Below are 18,595 nucleotides of genomic sequence, written 5' to 3' on the forward strand. Positions count from 1 at the left end.
GGAATTATTACTATGTTTGAGTCATTTCGAAATGCGCCTTTTTGTTTGAACGATCAAGCCATTGAATGGGCTGAGAAGACTTTTGCAGAATTAACGCTAGAGCAAAAAATCGGACAGCTTTTTAATCTGATGATTAGAGAGAACTCAGATGAACAATTATCGTTAATTAAGTTAATTCAGCCAGGTGGTGTGACGAAGTTTGTCGTAGAAGGCCTTGATGCTGAAGTGAAGATGATGAATCAACTTCGCAGTCACTCTACAACGCCGCTTTTGGTCAGTGGCGACTTGGAAGGCGGTGGCATGAGCTTTCCTTTCGGTGCTCAGGTGCCAAATCAGCTCGGTCTTGCGGGTTTGAAAGAGGAAAGTGCGGTGGAATACTGCACTCAAGTGATTGCGCAAGAAGCGAAATTGCTGGGTATTAATTGGTCATTTACGCCTGTTATTGACATTAATGCTAAGTTTCGAAGCGCTGTTGTTGGTACACGGTCCTATGGTAGTGATGTTGATATTATTGAAACGATGGGGCGTTCAAACATAGCGACTTTCCAAAAGCACGGCATTGCGGCAACCGCAAAGCATTGGCCGGGAGAAGGTTTTGATGACAGAGACCAGCATCTCGTCACCACGGTAAATCCATTAAGCATCTCCGAATGGGAAGAGCGCTATGGCCGACTTTACCGCAGCGCGATTGATACTAACGTGATGTCAATAATGTCGGCGCATATTGCCTTGCCTGAGTACATGAAAGTTCATGAGGCAAACCCTGAAGAATGGTGGCGTCCCGCCAGTATTAATAAATTGCTTAATGAGCAATTACTTCGTGGTGAACTTGGCTTTAACGGCCTAATTGTTTCCGATGCTTCTACTATGGCGGGTTTGAGTAGCTGGGGCAAACGCGAAGATATGATTGCCGAGATTATTGAAAATGGCTGCGATATGCTGTTGTTTTGCAAAGACCCTATTGAAGATTATGCGTTTATGCTAAAAGCGGTTCGTGAAGGTCGAGTATCGGAAGCGCGTTTAGAGCAATCTGTGATGCGCATTTTGGCGATGAAAGCGGCTTTGGGTTTGCACAACAAGCAAGAAGACATCAGCGTGGCTAAGTTTAACGATTTATTGGCTTCGGATTATGCAGAGCGCATTCCTGAATTAAATCGTCGCACCGTACATCTAGTTAAGAATCGCTATGATATTTTGCCGATCAACCCAGATAAGCAAAAACGTGTCTTGGTGATGTCTACCGGTATTAAAAATACTTTCGTCCCTTTACCTATCCCTTTACATGTTCCAAAAATGCTGGAAGACGAAGGATTTGACGTGACGGTTTTTGAAACAGGAATGGCGCTAGATACGAAAAATTACGACTGGGTACTTTATCTCAGTGCGGATGAATCTATGCTGATAAAGTCGCATATTTACATCGACTGGATGTCGCTGCATGAAGGTTTTGGTAATGCCATGTTCCGTCCTTGGGTCGATATTCCGACCGTGATGGTGTCTTTTGGTCATCCTTATCTTTTATACGATGCACCGAAAGTGCCTGTTTACATTAACGCTTATAGTCCTTTATTAGAGGTTCAAAAGGCCGTCGTAGATGGTTTATTAGGGCGACTGAGCTTTAATACCGAGGCCGCTATTGATCCTTTCTGTGGCTTAGAGCAGCTGCGTTATTGATAAGCGCAAAATTTGCTGACAAGAAAATAACCCCTTGCGTTTGACGCTTGGGGTTATTTTTTGAGTGTTGTTTTTGATTATGTTAGTTGTCTTTTATTTCAACGTGCAAAAGCAGTAGTTTGATTTTTTACATGGTTTGTTACTTGTAGAAAAAGCAGTACGCCTGACAATACTCCAAAGCATGCAAGTCCTGTCCAAATCCAACCATGGTCTATGTTGGTTGAAGAAAGTAGCCAGCCTGTACTGATGTTGCCGATAAAGGCATAAAACCCACCAATACACGAATACAAGCCATAGTGACTGCCCAATTCTTTTGGGGCGCAAAACTTCGGGATATAAGCGCCCAGTAATGGGAAAACCAACATGGAGCCGAGGCTAAAAAAGACGGCACAAATTATGAAGGGCAAGGCTGGCAGCCACGGCAAGCTAAGATTTAGCCATAGATAGCTGGAGCCCATAACCGCCATACCTAAGCCAATGCCGCGAGCTGTGCCCAAATTGGACTCTACAAATCGACTTACTGGCATTTGCATTAAAACGCCCATAATAGACGATGTCGCGAAAACCCAAGTAATGATACTCACGTCCTGAGTGACGGTGCGAATTTCATGTGGAACAGCAATATAAAGCTGGTGGAATAATAAGTGGTAGACCGAGGAGCAAAGCACAAATTGCATAAAGGCTTTGTGAGTGAGCATTTGGCCCCATTGCTTCCAAAAATGCGAATGTGTGTGCATCGTGTTGTTTTGAGAGGCAAGCTCAGGTAAAAAGCGCCATTGAATAATCAGCAATATAGTAAACAAACCAGCCGAGACCAAACCAACCAAAGCAAAATCCACATACAATAAAGACAAGCCTAATAGCGGCCCTAATAACATTCCTGCTTCGGAGGTTAAGTTTTGCAACGCGAAAACTTTGTCTCTGGCTTTTTGTTCTGGGTATTCCGATGCCAAATAAGCTTGGCTGCTCGGCGTAAAAAGCGCGCCAGCAAAGCCAGAGAAAAATGCGCCTAACATCAGAACAGGAACCGTTTGTCCGATTCCTAACAAGGCGAAGCCAAGGATACGAACAGCACAGCCCAATAGAATTAAGCGCTTGTAGCCTAATCTGTCGCCTAAAGTACCGCCTACCAAAAACATACCTTGTTGGCTTAAAACTCTAAGCCCAATGATCACACCTACATACCAACCGCTGATACCCAAATTGTGCTGTAAATGATCAGCAAGATAGGGCAGTAACATGTAAAAGCCGAGGTTAAAGGTAAAGCCATTTATGACCAATACTCGTCCCGCAGAAGACAGTATTTGCCAGTCTTTGAACAGGTGTTTTGAGCGCATAATCTTGTAAATAAAGCCTTAAAAAATAATAACGTGAAGCACGTACTTGGTTGTTGTGGTTTGCTTTGACTAGAGTCGTTAGATAGCGCCTTCTGTAATTTTCATTGCTTGTTCTTTAGCTATTAAGCGTGCTTTTGATTCTTTGTTCGTGGTTGTATCCAAGACCCGATTGTTTCTAATGGTGCGTACAAAAGGAATGCCAGAAGCGTCTTTGGTGACATCGGCGTTGACTTTGTAAACATCTTTAACTAAAGCGGGCGTCAGTATGTCCCTTGGATGGCCACTTGCTACGAGATGACCATTTTTCAGCACCAGTAAATTGTCGGCATATTGTGCAGCAAGGTTCAAATCATGAAGCACCATTAAGGTGATCCAGCCTTGTTGCTTGGTTTGGGTATCTAAATGGTCGAGCAAAACCTGCTGAAAATAGAGATCGAGAGCACTAACAGGCTCATCCAGCATGAGTATTTTAGGTTTACGCATCAAAGCTTGTGCGAACAAAATCATTTGGCATTGTCCACCACTGAGCTTATTCACTGAACGATTGGCAAGATGAAGCAGGCCGATTTTATCCAGCGCCGTAAGTGCTTCTTTGATAATGCTGTCATCTAAACGATAACCTAAGTTATTGAGTTGCCCGAGTAAGACGACTTCTAAGACACTTAATTCGACATCGAGACGAATATCTTGCGGCATATAGCCAAATTGCTTTCGCCAGCGCGATAAGTGCTTGCGTTGCAATATGTCGTTTGCGAAGCGGATGTCTCCTGAGGTTGGCTGAATATCACCAAACAAGGTTTTTAATAGTGTGCTTTTGCCTGTGCCGTTTGGCCCGATGATGACATTGACCTTGCCAGGTTCCAGAGAAAATGACATGTCTTTTGCCAAAACAAGGTCATCTAAAACCACATTGAGATTGTGTACTTGCAGCATAAATTAGCGCCTTTTGCCTAAAATTAGCCAGAAAAAGAAAGGCACACCGATGATGGCGGTGACAATACCGATTGGGAAGAGGGCGCCGGGAACGATGACTTTTGATAACACGGACGCACTGGACAGCAAAAAAGCACCGATAATGAAAGACAAAGGCAAGAAAAAACGCTGATCTTCGCCGACTAAGATTTTGGCAATGTTTGGTGCCACAATACCAACAAAGCCGATAATACCGACAAAGCTGGTAACCGTTGCTGTCATAATCGCCACGATCAGTAAGGTTCGTAATCTTAGCTGAGTAATATTGACACCTAGGCTTTTGGCTCTTTCTTCGCCAAGGCGCAACGCGGTCAATTTCCATGCATCTCGAATCAAGAAGAACATGCAGACGACCGTTACACTGACGATAATAGAAAGATTTGACCACGAGGCTTTTGACAGGCTGCCAAACAACCAGAATAAAATTTGTTGGCTCAGTTCAGGTGAAGAAACAAACTGCACCAAAGAAAGTAAGGATTGGAAAAGAAACAATAAAGCAATCCCTGCCAAAATAAGCTGGCCAGAGCTGATGTGTCTCATGGTCGCCAGTGCGAACAAAAATGTCGCCGCTAACATACAGCAAACAAATGCCCCAAGTGGCACCGCAATGTCGGTATTAATGCCTAAAGAGCCAAAATACAACATCAAAGCAGCACCAAATCCTGCCGCTGCTGCCATGCCAAGTGTATAAGGGCTGGCCATTGAGTTATTCAGTAAGGTTTGCATTTCGGCGCCACCAACCCCCAAAACACCACCGACAATGACGGCCATAATGGCAATGGGCAATCGCAAACTAGAGACAATAACTTGTGTGGTAGGGTCGACTTCAACAGGAAAACCAACAAGGCTGAGCAAAGCGTTCGCCACGTCTTTGACATTGAGCAAAGAAGGCCCAGTTGCAACATCCAATACGAAGGAAAAGACAAGGATAACAAGTAAGATGCTAATGACAGACCAACGGCGCTTTTCATTGCGCCGTTGGTTGATAATGGCATCAGAAATTAAGTCTGATTGCATAAGTGTTGATTCATCATGGTTTAAGTGATGAATGTTACTCCGTTAGTTGAGCAGTAAAGGTGCCGGTTGGGGTAACAGGCAAGTATTTCTGGTAGAAATCTAGGTACTCTTGTTCCGGATTAACATCTTCAAACAAACTTGGGTACAGAGATTTGGCAATAAACTGCACCATGGAAGCGTCTAAAATGGTACGTGAAGCTCCTTGGTAAATACCATATACGCGGTTGTTTTTCACCGCTGGCATTTGCGCCCAACCTGGGCGTTTGGTGTAACCTGCCAAACGTGATTCTGCTAGTGCTCGGTCAATGCCTTGTCCCATTACAACCGCATCGCCTTTTGCCCCAGATTCGGTTCCGGCTAGAAAGACAACTTCTGGCTTAGAGGCTAATACTTGCTCTGGATTCATTGGTCCCCACCATTCAACAAATGGCGCGGCAATGTTTTCACCGTCCATCATGGTAATAACTGCGCCCCACATATTTTTACCATAGGTAAAACTGTATTCGCTTGGGCCTTTATTGCCGAACTCAACATAGGTGCGGGGTTTGGGAAGCTTAGCGGCTTCGATGCGTTGCAAGGTGGTTTCAATGGTTTGCTTGTATTCGTCGGCTATTTTTTCTGCACGTTTTTCTTGTCCAGTGAGTTGACCGATTATTTGTGTGCTTTTTATGTGGCGCTCTAATGTTTGAGCGTTGTAGTCGACCACAACAATGGGAATACCTGTGCTTTCTAAATATTTGGCATCCATACCAAGCCCTTGATACTGCCAAGCTGCGAGTACAATTACACTTGGCTTAAGGCTGATGACTTTTTCAACAGAGAAAGTTTGCGCTTCTACTTCACCAACATCTGGAATGTCTTTTAGTGAAGGGCGATAGTTTGTATAGAGATGCCAACTCGCAGGGCGCCAACCTTCCCAAGTATCACGTGACAAACCAACAACTTTATCAAAAGATTTTTCTGTGCCGATAGCCATATAGTCTTCAGCGTAAAAGCCTAAAATTACTCGTTGAGCGGGTAAATCAACCTCAACTTTTCGGCCTAACACGTCATGGATGACGGCCATTTTGGCTTGAACAGCACCAGTGAAAAAAGATACCCCTAACAGCAGAATAAACATCAAGCGTCGATTCATAAAAAGCCCTTTATTGAGAATGGTTTTCGTTTGCCGGGAATAATACGGATGGTCGTAAAATTATCAAGCATTATATTAAGATTTAAGAATCATTTTTATTTATGGAAAGAAAATACACTGTCTAATTATAATAATAGACAGTGCTTTTATTTAATGCAGGGGTTGCAACGTTCACACAGTAAAACACCAAAAATTAATGCTGTAGGGGCTGACAAGGTTGAGTTTAGAAAGTTTGGGAAAGTCACTCAGTTTGACTTTGCCATTTTTAAATTTAGGCTTGATGCCGTTGATGCGAATTTTCTTGGAGGTAAGTGTATCGGCGGTGATTTCAAAGCGGCGTTTTTTTGACCCGAAGCCATTGCAATGAAGAATTTTAGGACTCGGCGACATATTGATAATGAGCAAAGTACATTTGCCTTCTTTCTTTGCACTATGACAGTAAATTTGTACAAATGGGTCGTTGCTTTGTACGTCAAAGACTTCTTCGCCCATCAGTTTTCCCCATAGCCAGCTGACCCAGTAATCTGGGTTCGGTTTTAATGTTTGGCGGTTAATAAGCGCGTAGTCGCCACCGATGAGGCTTTGTCTTATCATGACTTTTTGACCAATTTTTGCACCTCGTCCTAGTTGATCAGCCCACCAAAAGCACGACAAAAAGCGATCTGATAATTTTGCTTGTCCGCCACACTGTGCTGAGCCCGTTTCTCCTGTCCATAACTGAGCAGTTGGTTGATGTTGGTCGCGAAGCACTTCTAAGCGTCGTGAGTATTTTTCGTAGTCCGCTAAAGAATTAGGCGAGAGGATGTTTTTTAATGTTGCGGCACGGGTTCTTACCGGAGATCGGCTGCTTTGAAACGGGTAATAATGCCAATCGACAATGTCGAGTGATTCTTCAAGATAATTTAAGAATGGCGCGGAAATATTGCTAAGTGGTTTGATGGCTTCGCCGATTCTTGGCCAGAAGGCACTGCCGGGACCTGCGACTTTACTCATTGGGCTGTATTTGCGAACACAGCGAATAAAAGTGTCATAGTCTTTGGCGAGGTTTTTTGCACTGGGTTGCGAGGCTAAGCCATGAAACGCCCAATAGGCATTCAGTTCATTGCCGAGTTCACAAATATCGATTACTTGCCCATGAGCTTGGCTATATTCTAAGAGTTTTGTTACTTCGTCTGCCCGCCATGCACCTTGCTTACGACGCTCGAACAGCCCGTATTTCATAGTGAACATAAGCGCTAAGTCATTACGCTGACAAAACTCATGAAGTTGATGCCACATTTCTTGAGTCAGTGTCAGTCCGTTGGGTGTTGTTTCGGAATTTGATATTTTACTGGTGAAATAAGTGACATTGTCTGCCTCGGATCCACCGACACGAACATAGGCGCTACCAAGACCTTTTACCAATAAGTTGAGTTTTTCTTGGCTTAAGTCAAGAGGTTCTACACGTTCTGTACCAAGCCCACGTTGTGTGCCTTTACTGCCTTCCCACCAGAATCCACCCGCTAAAACGGAAATATCAATCGAGAAAGATAAGTATCTTGGGTCTATGGTTGTAATGGGGGTCGTGCTGTTAAGATTGACGACAAGAGATTTACTCTGGCGAATGTTTTGTCGTCCTTGATTCCACGGACGTATTAGTCTATTGCTAAACAAGAGGTTTCTTCCCTCACAAAAGGTTTTAGTAGACTGCAATAAAAGTATGACATTTGTATGATGGTTTAAACTTGCTGATTGTTTAAATGTACTGATTGCTTAAATGTACTGATTGCTTAAATGTACTGATTGCTTAAATGTACTGATTGCTTAAATGTACTGATTGCTTAAATGTACTGATTGCTTAAATGTACTGATTGCTTAAAAGGACACTTTGATGAAAGTAACGGATTGGATTAAAACTATTTTATTGGTCAGCTTTACCTTATTGGTGGGCTGCACCAGTGCGCCTAAAAATATTGATCCGGTGACGCAATTTCAAATAGAGCGTTATTTGGGCACTTGGTATGAAATTGTTCGCCAAGACCATGCCTTCGAAGAAGGTTTGTCTAATGTCACAGCGACCTATTCACGTCGAGAAGATGGCGGCGTGGCGGTGCTTAACCGCGGTTATTCGGCTGAAGATAAAGAATGGCGAGAAGCGGAAGGCCGCGCTTATTTTGTCAATTCTTCAGATGTTGGGCATCTAAAAGTATCATTTTTTGGACCGTTTTATGGTGCTTATGTGATTTTTGAATTGGATCAAAAAGACTATCAGTACGCCATGATATCAGGCCCGAGTCGCGATTATTTTTGGTTATTGTCTCGCACTCCAACTATGCCTGAAGCCGTCAAACGAAGACTTTTAATGAAAGCGGAAGCCTTAGGGTTTCCGATGGACAAATTGGTTAATGTTGTGCAAAGCAGTAATGTGCCAGCCAGTTAGTTTTTCTAGGTGTTTTTTAGAAAAATGAGCAAGTTATGGACAGCTTGGCGGCTTCGTTTGAGCATACTTCTCCATAAGCTGTGGGACTTTGAATAAGAGCATAGTGCGCATTTGAATCTCGGCACACCGCAATGAAATTCTCATACTCTTGTTGAAAGACGGCTTTTTCATACTCGAAGTCGATAATGGTTTCATTGCCACCAAAGTCCTTTTTCACCGCATCGGCTTCTGCTCTGGTAATGCGGTAATTTAATTCATTGTATTGGCGACGAACCTGATGACAGTAAGCGCTGTTTGGTGTGGTTTCATTACAGTCTGTCATTGAGGTTTCGAGTTTTTCTTTCTCTTCTTTGTAGCGTTTTAAGTTGTCTACTGCTTGGTTGCTTGTGACTTGCCCTTGTTCAGATCTAAGAGACGCAATGTCTAGTTTCATTTTGGTTTTATTCAGACGCTCTTCTTTCGCCAAACACTCTTTTCCAAACGCGATTAAATCGTTGCCATGTACTAGGCTTATAAAAGAACATCCAAATACAAGAATGCTGGATTTAATGATCGAAATACCCATCAGATTATTGATCCTATTTGTTTTTTTGTCACACGTTTGAGGTACGCTCATTGTCACTATGCTCAAGTATACACTGTGTTTTTCTGGAGGAAATATGGATAAGTCGTTATCAATAAAAAGTGAAGGAAAAGGGATTGCTATTTCTCTTGATCGGGGGCCTTATCAGAATAATGGTGCGTCACCTTGGTACGCCTACGTTGGACTTGGTACAACAGCGCAACCATTGAAGTTTTCCTTTGATACAGGCAGTAACTTTATTTGGGTTACTTCTAGCTTATGTGAGTCGGACACTTGTCATCATTATGGAGATCAAGAGTTTGTTTGGTCTGCTTCGTCGAGTCTTTCATGGGTAAGTAAAAAGCCGACTGAAGTGGGTTTTGGTCCATGGGGAAGCATGAAGGTGCAGACGGGTAAGGATATTTTTACCTTAACACCAGACACATTGGGACAAATGGAGAATGGTTTAGTGTCTGTTTCTTCGGATGTATATTTAGCTCAATCTTATGAAGGGGCTCAGTTTCAAGAGCTTGATTGGGATGGCGGCATTGGCATTCCAAGCACGACGGATATACCGAATGCTCACGCTGTTTATCAATCCTATCGTGGGATGACAACTAACAAAGAGTCTGAACCCACGTCATTTCATTTCTTCCAAAGTTTGGTCGATCAAGGCGTGGTCAATGCGAAACGTCCCTATGTGACTTTTCTAACCGATATCGATAGCAAGTGCGGTCAAGTTGCATTTGGGCAGCTTAATCACGATTATCGAGAGAGTCGAGAATATTTGTTTTTGCCTTGGGAACCTTATCCTATTGCTTCGGTTGCCTATATTTGGACCAGTCCGCTGGCTTCTTTTGCTGTGGGCGATGAAAAACTCACTAACGAAGGCGACCCTTCAAAACCGACTTATTTCTTTTGCCTAGACTCTGGCTCCTCTCAATTCAAAGGAGATCCTTCGTTAATGAGTGAAGCGTTTAAACTGACTTCTTTGCGTGGCAAAGATGTCACGATTGAGCTTGGAAAAACCGACCGAGGTGAGAATGGTAAATTAGTGATTCCGTCTTCAATTTACAATGTTTATGTTGAAGAGGGTGAAGGGAAAGGTAAAAACATTTCTCAATTTGCCCCTTTAACTGGGATGGACAGTCTTGTGTTAGTGGGTTCTGTGCTTATGGACTATTTATATACCGTATATGAATACGAAATTACTACTATTGGATCTAAAAGCCATATAACGCCTATTGGGATGTGGATTTTTAATAAGTTTGATGGGCCAAAAGTTATTGCAACCAAACAACATTCGGTAGCGCGTATTTTTCACTCGTAAAATAGGAGGAGTTATGTCTCAGGATTTAAATGGTTCTTGGGTGAATAGCTATGGCTCAAAAATGGATCTTTCGGTTGTAGATCAGGGTGGAATAGTCGGTCAATATTCCTCGACAACCGGTTCTACTGGAATCTATAGCGTTATTGGTCAATGTTCGCCAAACGTACCTATGACAGGATATGGACTTCCTGTTGTTCTATGTATTTATTGGCATCCGGTAAACTCAGAAACACCCGATGAAAGTTGGCATTGGGTGTCTACTTATTGTGGTCAACTTTTAGAAACTGGCGAGCTAAGTGTCACTAATTCACTTGTTGCTACATGCGACTTTAATGGATTTTCTGCGGGAGATTACATCGATAAATTGTCCTTCCAAAAGGTTTCGAGCACACCTGATCCGTTTGTATCTTCTTCAAACGCTAAGCCCGAAGGCTATACATTTAATAACCCTATTGCCAGTGAATGGATCGGCGTTAACCCTGATGTTCAATTAGGCTTAACGGTGACGGATAGTCTTTATGGTTTGGTGCGAGGTGTTGTTGAGTATCAAGATACGATAATCATTCTGAGAGGCTTTACGGATACAGCGGTTGATGGCCTGGGTCGTCAAAGTATCAGTGTATGCGGCTATATGTCCGGTAGGGATGTTCCTCTGTCATTGAGTGGATGGTTGGATTTGAGTAACAATTCTTTACAGCTATCTAGGTGGATTGCTAACGCCACCAGCCCAGATAATGTTTACTATCAGTCTGATGTTGAAAGTTGGCTACTCAGTAAAAAGTAGCCAAAAAGGATTATTAAACTGATGGAGCATATTGGTATGAATTTGATTAATGCCTTTGATCAAGTTGAACATGATCAGATGATTATTGATTGTTTTTTAAAACTGTGGAGCTACTCTGCAGACCTGATGTTTATTATGTCTGTAGAGCCTAACGGCGAATTTTCCTTATTTGACAATAACCCCGCATCACGGGAGGTCATGGGGTTGTCGAGAGATGCACAAATTCATCGTATGAACATTAGGGAAACGTGGGAAGATGAGATTGTTGAAGGATTATACAGCTCTTATCGACAAGCCATCGACGCACGAGAGCCTATTTTTGTTGCCCAATATGCTACCTATGATGGCAAAGATGTCTATGTTGATACTTTACTTGTTCCCATTTTTGATGCATCGGGGCTGCCTATTTTTGTGTGTGGCGTAAGCCGTGATATTACGAAAATAAAAGAAGCAGAAATCGTTGCATTAAAAGCCAATGAAAAACTTCTGGAATACAGCGCCGCACTCGAAACGATAAACCAAGATCTTGATCACAAGGTGCAGGAGCGAACCAAAGAGCTTGAAGATGCGAAACGTACGGTAGAAGACGCATTGGTGGCAAAATCCTCGTTTGTTGCCAGAATGAGTCATGAAATACGCACGCCAATTAATGCGGTGATTGGATTAAGTCATTTAAGCTTAAAAACGACTTTAAGCCATGAGCAAAAAGACTATATCAATACCATCTTATCTTCAGGGGAAATTCTACTTAGCCTCGTAAATGACGTACTAGATTTTTCAAAGATCGAGGCTGGCAAAATGAGTGTAGAAGAAGTGCCTTTTTCTCCTCGATTGATTGTCCAGCATGCAATCAATATGAACATAATTAAAGCCGAAGAAAAAAAATTGTCGATGACGGTCAATATTTCTCCATCACTACCTGCAATGCTCTTGGGCGATCCGTTACGAATACAACAAATATTGGTTAATCTGGTGACAAACGCTGTTAAATTCACATCGCGCGGCGGTGTTTGTGTTCGCATGTATGCCGAGGAAAATAATGATAAAGGTGCCTTACTAAGATGTGATGTGATTGACACTGGTATAGGAATATCGAAGGTGCAATCAGATCAGCTATTTAAATCTTTTCAGCAAGCTGATAATAGCATCACGCGGCAGTTTGGTGGAACTGGTTTGGGCTTAACCATTTCTCGTCAGTTATGTGAATTGATGGGCGGCGATATTTGGGTGCATAGTGAATTAGGGCAAGGCTCCACCTTTAGTTTTACTCTCCCTTTGAATATCAGCTCTTCTAATTCAGCTGATTTAAATGAAAAAGCATTAAATGATATTGTACTAGAAGAATATAGTGAAGAAAAAAACATCCCTGATTTATCTCAATATCATATTTTGTTGGCAGAAGATAATCTCATTAATCAAAAAGTTGTTTTGGGGTATTTAAACGATACTTATATAAAAGTAGATATTGTCGAGAATGGTGAAGAGGCAATTAATCAATTAAGTAATAAAAAATACGATTTGATTTTGATGGATATTCAAATGCCGATTATGGATGGATTAACCGCTACTAAGAATATCAGGCAATCTTCTCTCTATGGTCATCTTCCCATTATTGCAATGACCGCTCATGTCTCAGACGAAGCAAAAATGCAGTCTGCACAGGCTGGCATGAACGCGCATTTGGATAAGCCAATTAAAAAATTTGATTTATACAAAATTTTACAAAAACACCTAAGTATAGACAAGCTTGATAGCTCCTTACAAAGTGACGAATTTTTGATGCAGGGACAAGATTCGTCGCATTCAGAGGTGTTGTTTAAATTATCCTCAATAGATACATTAGACGTAAATAAAGCAATAAAAAACCTTAGTGGAAAAACAGACCTATATGTTGATTTGGTTTTGTCTTTCTATAATAGATATAAAATATTTTCTTTAGAGAGATATGATGAGCATTATTTGTCTGGCGTTATTCATTCATTGAAATCTAATTCTGCTTATATCGGAGCATTAAAATTATCCTGTTTTTGTGCTGAATTAGAAAGTCATATTACAGGTGAAATGCTTAATTTAGAATTGATTGATCGTCTTGTAAAAATGGTTAAGGACTTAGTTAATCAGTTAGAGATGTATTTAATACCTTATGAATCCACAGTTGAATTGAATGAAAGTGCAATGGAATTTAGGGGAAGTGACTTAGCGAATAAACTGGAAGAGATTATTCCTTTGTTAAAGAAATCAGATTTTTTTGTAGAAGATCATTTTAGCTTACTGCGTAAAATATCCAGAGGTACAAAGTACGCTCTGGATATTGAAAATTTAATTCACGATGTGGAAAATATTGAGTTTGAGATTGCTTCTGTTAAGGCATCTCGGCTTATTTCAGAGCTCCAAGGCGATTAGACGATGACAGAAGTACAAAGTGTTTTAGTCATTGATGACGAAAAAATCAACCTGAAAATAATCAGCGACATACTCAGCGATGAGGTTAGCATTATGCTCGCAAAAAGTGGTGAACAGGGTATTAGAAAGGCTATAGAATATAAGCCTGACTTGATTTTACTGGATGTTTTGATGCCAGAAATGGATGGTTTTGAAACCATGAGCCGCCTTCGCCATGATGTTCGCACAAGTGCTATCCCTGTGATTTTCATTACTGCTTTAAATGATTCTAGTCATGAAGAAAAAGCCCTATTAATGGGGGCTAGCGATTATATTCAAAAGCCGCTGCATACCAATATCGTACAAGCACGTGTCCGTCTTCATTTACAGCTCGTACAACAGCGTAAGATGTTGGAGCAGCTTGCTAATATTGATCCACTGACATCCCTTGCTAATCGGCGTAAATATCAAGAAGTATTTGAATTAGCATGGCGTGCTACCGTAAAAAATAGTGATTGCCTTTCTTTGTTAGTGATTGATATCGATAACTTCAAGCAATACAACGACTGCTACGGTCATGCAACGGGCGATAAAGTACTAAAGCAAGTGGCTAACGTGTTAGCTGATCAAGTGTCGGATAGCGGTCTGGTGGCTCGATATGGCGGTGAAGAATTTGTTGTTTTACTGTCTAGTCATTCGAAGGAAGCGTCTGTAGAGATTGCATATCGGTGTATGCAGGGGATTGAAGCGCTAAATTTGGCCTATAACCACAACGACTTCAATGGCAAAGTGACGGTGAGTATTGGCGGCGCTACAAAATACCCAACTAAAAATTGTAATAGTGACGACATTTTTAAAGTCGCAGATGATATGCTTGGGCTGGCAAAAAAGAGTGGCAAAAACAAATTGTTATGGAAATTGATCGATGATTTTCAAGCCGTCGCTAAGTAATATTTAACACCCTTTAACTCAAATTTTTGCCTTACGTCCATTATTTACATGTTTACCGGAAGGAACAGTGACCCAAGCTACTAACTCCTATGGATTAGCAATACATCCATTGCGCGATGCTCTTTATGCAGAATTGCATTCACGCCCTTTTCAAGTGCTTCCTAGTCCCGCCAGAATCAGTTATCTCGCGGTGATTATTGGAGCAGATCAAAAGCAAGCAGAGTTTGAGCATTTTTGTTCACTGTACAATCATTTTAATGGCACACCACCAGAAAATGACAGTGTGTGTTTTGAAGTGGATTTTGGTCCTTTTAAGGTTCGCCGTGATAAGCACCTTGAATTCATTTCTTACATGATAATTCACTCTGAGGTTGATACTGAGCTAGGTTTCTTTGATCAAAATGCCTTGGCTTATTTGCCACTTGAATGGTTATCAAGCATGCCTGGTAACACCATCACGGCTTTTCATGTGTCAGTTGAAGATGCGCGAACGATTCCAGAACCAGACCTCGTTCTTGTAAAAAGTCATTTTGAAGGCATGCGTTTGGTAGGCAGTCGTCCTCAAAATGGTGACGCCCAAGTTTGGACAACTTTTCAGCTGCACAGTGATGGTTGTGGACGCTTTTTGATTTACAACAAGCGCATGAGTGATAGCCAACTGGGCCGAATGGTTCAGCGCGTAGTCGAGATAGAAACCTACCGTTTGATGGCGTTATTAGCGTTACCCATGGCGCGAAAATACAACGCCGAATTGGTTGCCATGGACGAAGAGTTAGCTCAAACCACCGCTAGCTTGTCCGATGCGACAGAAGCACTTGATGAACAAGCCTTGTTGAGTGAGCTAATTGACATGGCGGCCTGGGTTGAAGCCACTCGGTCAAAAACTTCGTTTCGCTTCAGTGCCACAAGGGCCTATCACGAACTGGTTCTAAAACGCTTAAATGAGTTAAAAGAAGACGAAGTGTCGGGACATTTAACCATTACCGAATTTATGACTCGTCGGCTAACGCCTGCGGTACGAACCTGTAATACGGCTGGAAACCATTTAGAAAGTCTTTCTACACGCATCGATAGGGTGTCAGACATGATGCGCACCCAAGTAGAAATGTCGATTCAATCTCAGAATCAACAATTGCTCACATCCATGGATCGTCGCTCAAAGATTCAACTTGCCATGCAACATACAGTCGAAGGCTTATCTGTTGCTGCCATCAGTTACTACAGCGTGGGTTTATTGAAGTTCTTGATCGAAGCAGTGTACGACAAAGGTGTCCATTTTGATAAAAGCCTAGTGATTGGTTTGTCAGTGCCTCTTGTTGTTGGTAGTGTGTGGCTGGCGACGCGAAAAATACATAAACGCTTTTTGTTGCTGGCTAAGGCCAAAGAAGAGAAATAGTACAAATATTAGAAATTAGATTTACCTTGTTGCCATCTATTTTTAGAAAATGGAAATAAAGCTATCTATCCAAAGTGTATCTCTATACTATGGCGGCACAAGCTAGAAAGAAGTCTAAATTATTAACTCTGCAATACGTTGTTTTATTCATAAAATCCTCGTCTGAAAGTTTCTAAGTACAAGTCTATTTTTTTTGCAAAACTGGCCCCTAAAGGGCTATTTAAAACTCAGGTGATTATTTATGTCTAATACAGTGAAAGGAACCGTTAAGTGGTTCAACGAAATTAAAGGTTTTGGTTTTATCGAGCAAGAGTCTGGCCCTGATGTGTTCGCACATTTCAGCGCTATTGCTAGCTCAGGATTCAAAACTTTGGCTGAAGGCCAACAAGTAGAATTCGTTGTTACTGCTGGCCAAAAAGGTCCTCAAGCAGAAAATATTACAGTACTTTAATTAGCTACTAAGAATATTTAAAAAAGGGTAAGTTCTTCGGAACTTACCCTTTTTTTTGCTATAAACAAAGCGCATAAAGTGTTTTCCCCCCTTGATCAAGGCTTGAGTGTGCTGTATCGATTAAGTGATAATGTAGCTTTTCCAGTTTGCAGGGGCTTTGTCTAGAATTTGGAAGGCACTTTAGCGTGATGAAGTTGCTTGAGGTTCGTTAGATGAAGGCTCAATCGTAAAATTTTATAAAATTCATGTGAAGTATATGGCATTTTTAAGTCGGTTATTTTTATTGGTATCTTTATGTGTATTGTCTTTTTCGACTTCTATATTTGCCTCCCCGCTGCGTTTAGGAGCAGACACTGCTTACACTTTTTATGAAGATAAAAATGGTGCTCTTAGCTTTGAGGAATTCTTAGACATTCCCGAAGAAAAATTGACTGAGTCACATCGAATCCTATCAAAAGGTTATACGAACTCTGTTTTTTGGGTGAAAGCTGAAATTAACGATGAAAGCTTTAAAGACAAAGACTATTGGTTGGAGATATTGCCAACTTATTTAGATGATATCGAATTTTATTATAAGAAATCTAATAGCTCTGACCCTTGGATAAAAAGAACCGCTGGTGATTTTAATGATAATTCCGAATGGGATTTTGATTATCGTTCACCTGTTTATATTTTGCCACCCTCAAATGAGGGTTATTCATTTTTATTTAGAATAAAAACGAGTAGTTCAATGGTTTTTAATGTAAAAATATGGGAGGAAAAAGATTTTATTTATCACGCATTAAAAAATAATACATTCTGGCTTTTTTTCTTTGGATTTTTTTCTTTTGCAGCGTTGACCTTTTTTTTGTTAGCAATAGTCATGAAAAAAAGAGAGTTTTGGGTCTCTTTTTTATCCACTACGATTTATTTTAATGTGTTTTGTGTTCAAGGGTATTTTGATTGGGTTTTTGGTAGAAATGGATTTCATATACAGCATTATTTAGTGTGTATTACATCAATAATGACGTTCTGTGTTGCATTGTTGATGTGCACTGAGCTATTAGGGCGGCGAGATAAAAATAAGAAGATTTATTTTTTTATTGATTTTGTTTTGATAATTATGATGGTGCAAAGTTTTCTTATAGTGTTTGATATGTACTTGATAGCTATTAGAATTGTATATGTCCTATTTTGTATTTGTTCATGTGTTGTTTTTTATTTGTGTTTTTTGATTTTTTTGGGAAAAAAGCTAAATCTGTCACGTTTATTAATTGGGCTAGGAGTTATATTGTTGCTTTTAGTCGGTCTGTATAGGGTGTTGACACTAAATAATTTTATATTTTACCCAGAAGGAGATGGGTATTTCTGGCAAATTTTAGTTGCAATTATAACGTTTTTTATGATGGGCGTAACAGCGCTAAACTTTTACAAGGAAAAAATTCAAGATATAGAAAGGAAGAGCTTAATTAGAGAGCTAAATATAGAAAGAGAAACTAGATTTCATCAAAGGCAATTTGTCAGTATCGTTTCCCATGAGTTCCGTACTTCCTTGTCCATTATCTCTGGTGCTATTACTAATCTTCTGAACTTCTACGATAACGACGAGCAAGTAGAAAAGCGCTATAAGCGTATTGAGCGAGCAAATAAAAGGCTTATACAGCTTACGGATAATTGTCTAGCAGATGATAGATTGTCATCTAAAATTCAAGGTCTTCAGTTGAAGAGAGAGAATCTTTCAAAAATTATACTGAATGCTGCCGACTTGGTTTATATGTCTGATCATCACGCTATTAAATTTTCTTTAAATGGAAAATTGTTAGAGCTAAATGATTCTCCTGAACTACCAGTTGAAGCCGATTTTGCAATGTTACAAATTGCTTTTTCGAATATATTTGATAATGCTTTGAAATATATGGAAGAGGGTTGCTTGGAAGTTGGAGTTTATGTAAAAGAGGATTTTTATATTGTTGATATTTTAGATCACGGTATTGGAATTGATAAGAATAAAGAAGATGAAATTTTTGATAAGTACAAAAAACTTACGCAGAGTGATATTGGATCAAAACCTGGTGTTGGCCTTGGGCTTTATGTCTGTAAAAACATTTTGGTTAGTCACGGTGGAGATGTAACCTTGTTACATAATTCAAATAAAGGATGTTGCTTTCAATTTAAAATACCAAAATTAATGAATTGATTAGAGTTT

At 40.7% G+C, this 18,595-nt stretch carries 15 protein-coding genes; 9 read left to right on the top strand and 6 right to left on the bottom strand.

Features of this window, described 5'->3' with window-relative positions; translation table 11 throughout:
- Positions 1-12 precede the first annotated feature (12 nt).
- Positions 13-1,674 carry a glycoside hydrolase family 3 protein gene (locus ACO05V_RS10215; protein ID WP_421850560.1) on the top strand — a complete coding sequence of 554 codons (1,662 nt, stop codon included), beginning with the start codon at positions 13-15 and terminating at the stop codon, positions 1,672-1,674.
- Between the two features lie 98 nt (positions 1,675-1,772).
- On the opposite strand, the gene ACO05V_RS10220 is transcribed toward ACO05V_RS10215, so the two are convergent.
- The 5 genes from ACO05V_RS10220 to ACO05V_RS10240 all read right to left on the bottom strand — a co-directional run bounded on the left by ACO05V_RS10220 (position 1,773) and on the right by ACO05V_RS10240 (position 7,788).
- Complete coding sequence (locus ACO05V_RS10220; RefSeq protein ID WP_421850563.1) at positions 1,773-3,011, bottom strand: MFS transporter; 1,239 nt, start codon at positions 3,009-3,011, stop codon at positions 1,773-1,775.
- A 78-nt stretch (positions 3,012-3,089) separates the two neighbouring features.
- Positions 3,090-3,944 (bottom strand): ABC transporter ATP-binding protein, encoded by an 855-nt coding sequence (locus ACO05V_RS10225; protein WP_421850566.1) that lies wholly within the window; start codon positions 3,942-3,944, stop codon positions 3,090-3,092.
- A gap of 3 nt (positions 3,945-3,947) precedes the next feature.
- Entirely contained in the window at positions 3,948-5,000 is a 1,053-nt protein-coding gene (locus ACO05V_RS10230) for a FecCD family ABC transporter permease (protein ID WP_421850569.1), read from the bottom strand.
- Positions 5,001-5,034: 34 nt separating this feature from the next.
- Positions 5,035-6,135 (bottom strand): ABC transporter substrate-binding protein, encoded by a 1,101-nt coding sequence (locus ACO05V_RS10235; RefSeq protein ID WP_421850572.1) that lies wholly within the window; start codon positions 6,133-6,135, stop codon positions 5,035-5,037.
- Positions 6,136-6,306: 171 nt separating this feature from the next.
- Positions 6,307-7,788 (bottom strand): glycoside hydrolase, encoded by a 1,482-nt coding sequence (locus tag ACO05V_RS10240; RefSeq protein WP_421850575.1) that lies wholly within the window; start codon positions 7,786-7,788, stop codon positions 6,307-6,309.
- A 217-nt stretch (positions 7,789-8,005) separates the two neighbouring features.
- On the opposite strand from ACO05V_RS10240, the gene ACO05V_RS10245 reads away from it, so the two are divergent.
- On the top strand, positions 8,006-8,554 hold the full coding sequence (locus tag ACO05V_RS10245; protein WP_421850578.1) for a lipocalin family protein: 549 nt from the start codon (positions 8,006-8,008) through the stop codon (positions 8,552-8,554).
- 16 nt (positions 8,555-8,570) lie between these two features.
- On the opposite strand, the gene ACO05V_RS10250 is transcribed toward ACO05V_RS10245, so the two are convergent.
- Positions 8,571-9,119 carry a hypothetical protein gene (locus tag ACO05V_RS10250; protein ID WP_421850581.1) on the bottom strand — a complete coding sequence of 183 codons (549 nt, stop codon included), beginning with the start codon at positions 9,117-9,119 and terminating at the stop codon, positions 8,571-8,573.
- Positions 9,120-9,213: 94 nt separating this feature from the next.
- On the opposite strand from ACO05V_RS10250, the gene ACO05V_RS10255 reads away from it, so the two are divergent.
- The 7 genes from ACO05V_RS10255 to ACO05V_RS10285 all read left to right on the top strand — a co-directional run bounded on the left by ACO05V_RS10255 (position 9,214) and on the right by ACO05V_RS10285 (position 18,586).
- Positions 9,214-10,446, top strand: a complete 1,233-nt coding sequence (locus ACO05V_RS10255; RefSeq protein ID WP_421850584.1) for a pepsin-like aspartic protease — start codon at positions 9,214-9,216, stop codon at positions 10,444-10,446.
- A 13-nt stretch (positions 10,447-10,459) separates the two neighbouring features.
- Positions 10,460-11,230, top strand: coding sequence for an avidin/streptavidin family protein (locus ACO05V_RS10260; RefSeq protein ID WP_421850587.1), 771 nt, complete (start codon positions 10,460-10,462; stop codon positions 11,228-11,230).
- A 36-nt stretch (positions 11,231-11,266) separates the two neighbouring features.
- Positions 11,267-13,633 carry an ATP-binding protein gene (locus tag ACO05V_RS10265; RefSeq protein ID WP_421850590.1) on the top strand — a complete coding sequence of 789 codons (2,367 nt, stop codon included), beginning with the start codon at positions 11,267-11,269 and terminating at the stop codon, positions 13,631-13,633.
- A gap of 3 nt (positions 13,634-13,636) precedes the next feature.
- Positions 13,637-14,563 (top strand): GGDEF domain-containing response regulator, encoded by a 927-nt coding sequence (locus ACO05V_RS10270; protein WP_421850595.1) that lies wholly within the window; start codon positions 13,637-13,639, stop codon positions 14,561-14,563.
- Between the two features lie 67 nt (positions 14,564-14,630).
- Positions 14,631-15,959, top strand: a complete 1,329-nt coding sequence (locus tag ACO05V_RS10275) for a DUF3422 family protein (RefSeq protein ID WP_421850598.1) — start codon at positions 14,631-14,633, stop codon at positions 15,957-15,959.
- Positions 15,960-16,200: 241 nt separating this feature from the next.
- Positions 16,201-16,410, top strand: a complete 210-nt coding sequence (locus ACO05V_RS10280) for a cold-shock protein (protein WP_012069364.1) — start codon at positions 16,201-16,203, stop codon at positions 16,408-16,410.
- 256 nt (positions 16,411-16,666) lie between these two features.
- Positions 16,667-18,586 carry a 7TM-DISM domain-containing protein gene (locus tag ACO05V_RS10285; RefSeq protein WP_421850602.1) on the top strand — a complete coding sequence of 640 codons (1,920 nt, stop codon included), beginning with the start codon at positions 16,667-16,669 and terminating at the stop codon, positions 18,584-18,586.
- Positions 18,587-18,595 lie beyond the last annotated feature (9 nt).

This window comes from Marinomonas sp., from assembly GCF_965225885.1.
In the GTDB taxonomy this organism is placed as follows: Bacteria; Pseudomonadota; Gammaproteobacteria; order Pseudomonadales; family Marinomonadaceae; genus Marinomonas.

Coding starts and splice junctions, on each gene's coding strand:
- ACO05V_RS10215 (WP_421850560.1), top strand. CDS start 13: ATGTTTGAGTCATTTCGAAATGCGCCTTTTTGTTTGAACGATCAAGCC.
- ACO05V_RS10260 (WP_421850587.1), top strand. CDS start 10,460: ATGTCTCAGGATTTAAATGGTTCTTGGGTGAATAGCTATGGCTCAAAA.
- ACO05V_RS10255 (WP_421850584.1), top strand. CDS start 9,214: ATGGATAAGTCGTTATCAATAAAAAGTGAAGGAAAAGGGATTGCTATT.
- ACO05V_RS10230 (WP_421850569.1), bottom strand. CDS start 5,000: ATGCAATCAGACTTAATTTCTGATGCCATTATCAACCAACGGCGCAAT.
- ACO05V_RS10285 (WP_421850602.1), top strand. CDS start 16,667: ATGGCATTTTTAAGTCGGTTATTTTTATTGGTATCTTTATGTGTATTG.
- ACO05V_RS10270 (WP_421850595.1), top strand. CDS start 13,637: ATGACAGAAGTACAAAGTGTTTTAGTCATTGATGACGAAAAAATCAAC.
- ACO05V_RS10265 (WP_421850590.1), top strand. CDS start 11,267: ATGAATTTGATTAATGCCTTTGATCAAGTTGAACATGATCAGATGATT.
- ACO05V_RS10225 (WP_421850566.1), bottom strand. CDS start 3,944: ATGCTGCAAGTACACAATCTCAATGTGGTTTTAGATGACCTTGTTTTG.
- ACO05V_RS10235 (WP_421850572.1), bottom strand. CDS start 6,135: ATGAATCGACGCTTGATGTTTATTCTGCTGTTAGGGGTATCTTTTTTC.
- ACO05V_RS10250 (WP_421850581.1), bottom strand. CDS start 9,119: ATGGGTATTTCGATCATTAAATCCAGCATTCTTGTATTTGGATGTTCT.
- ACO05V_RS10245 (WP_421850578.1), top strand. CDS start 8,006: ATGAAAGTAACGGATTGGATTAAAACTATTTTATTGGTCAGCTTTACC.
- ACO05V_RS10280 (WP_012069364.1), top strand. CDS start 16,201: ATGTCTAATACAGTGAAAGGAACCGTTAAGTGGTTCAACGAAATTAAA.
- ACO05V_RS10220 (WP_421850563.1), bottom strand. CDS start 3,011: ATGCGCTCAAAACACCTGTTCAAAGACTGGCAAATACTGTCTTCTGCG.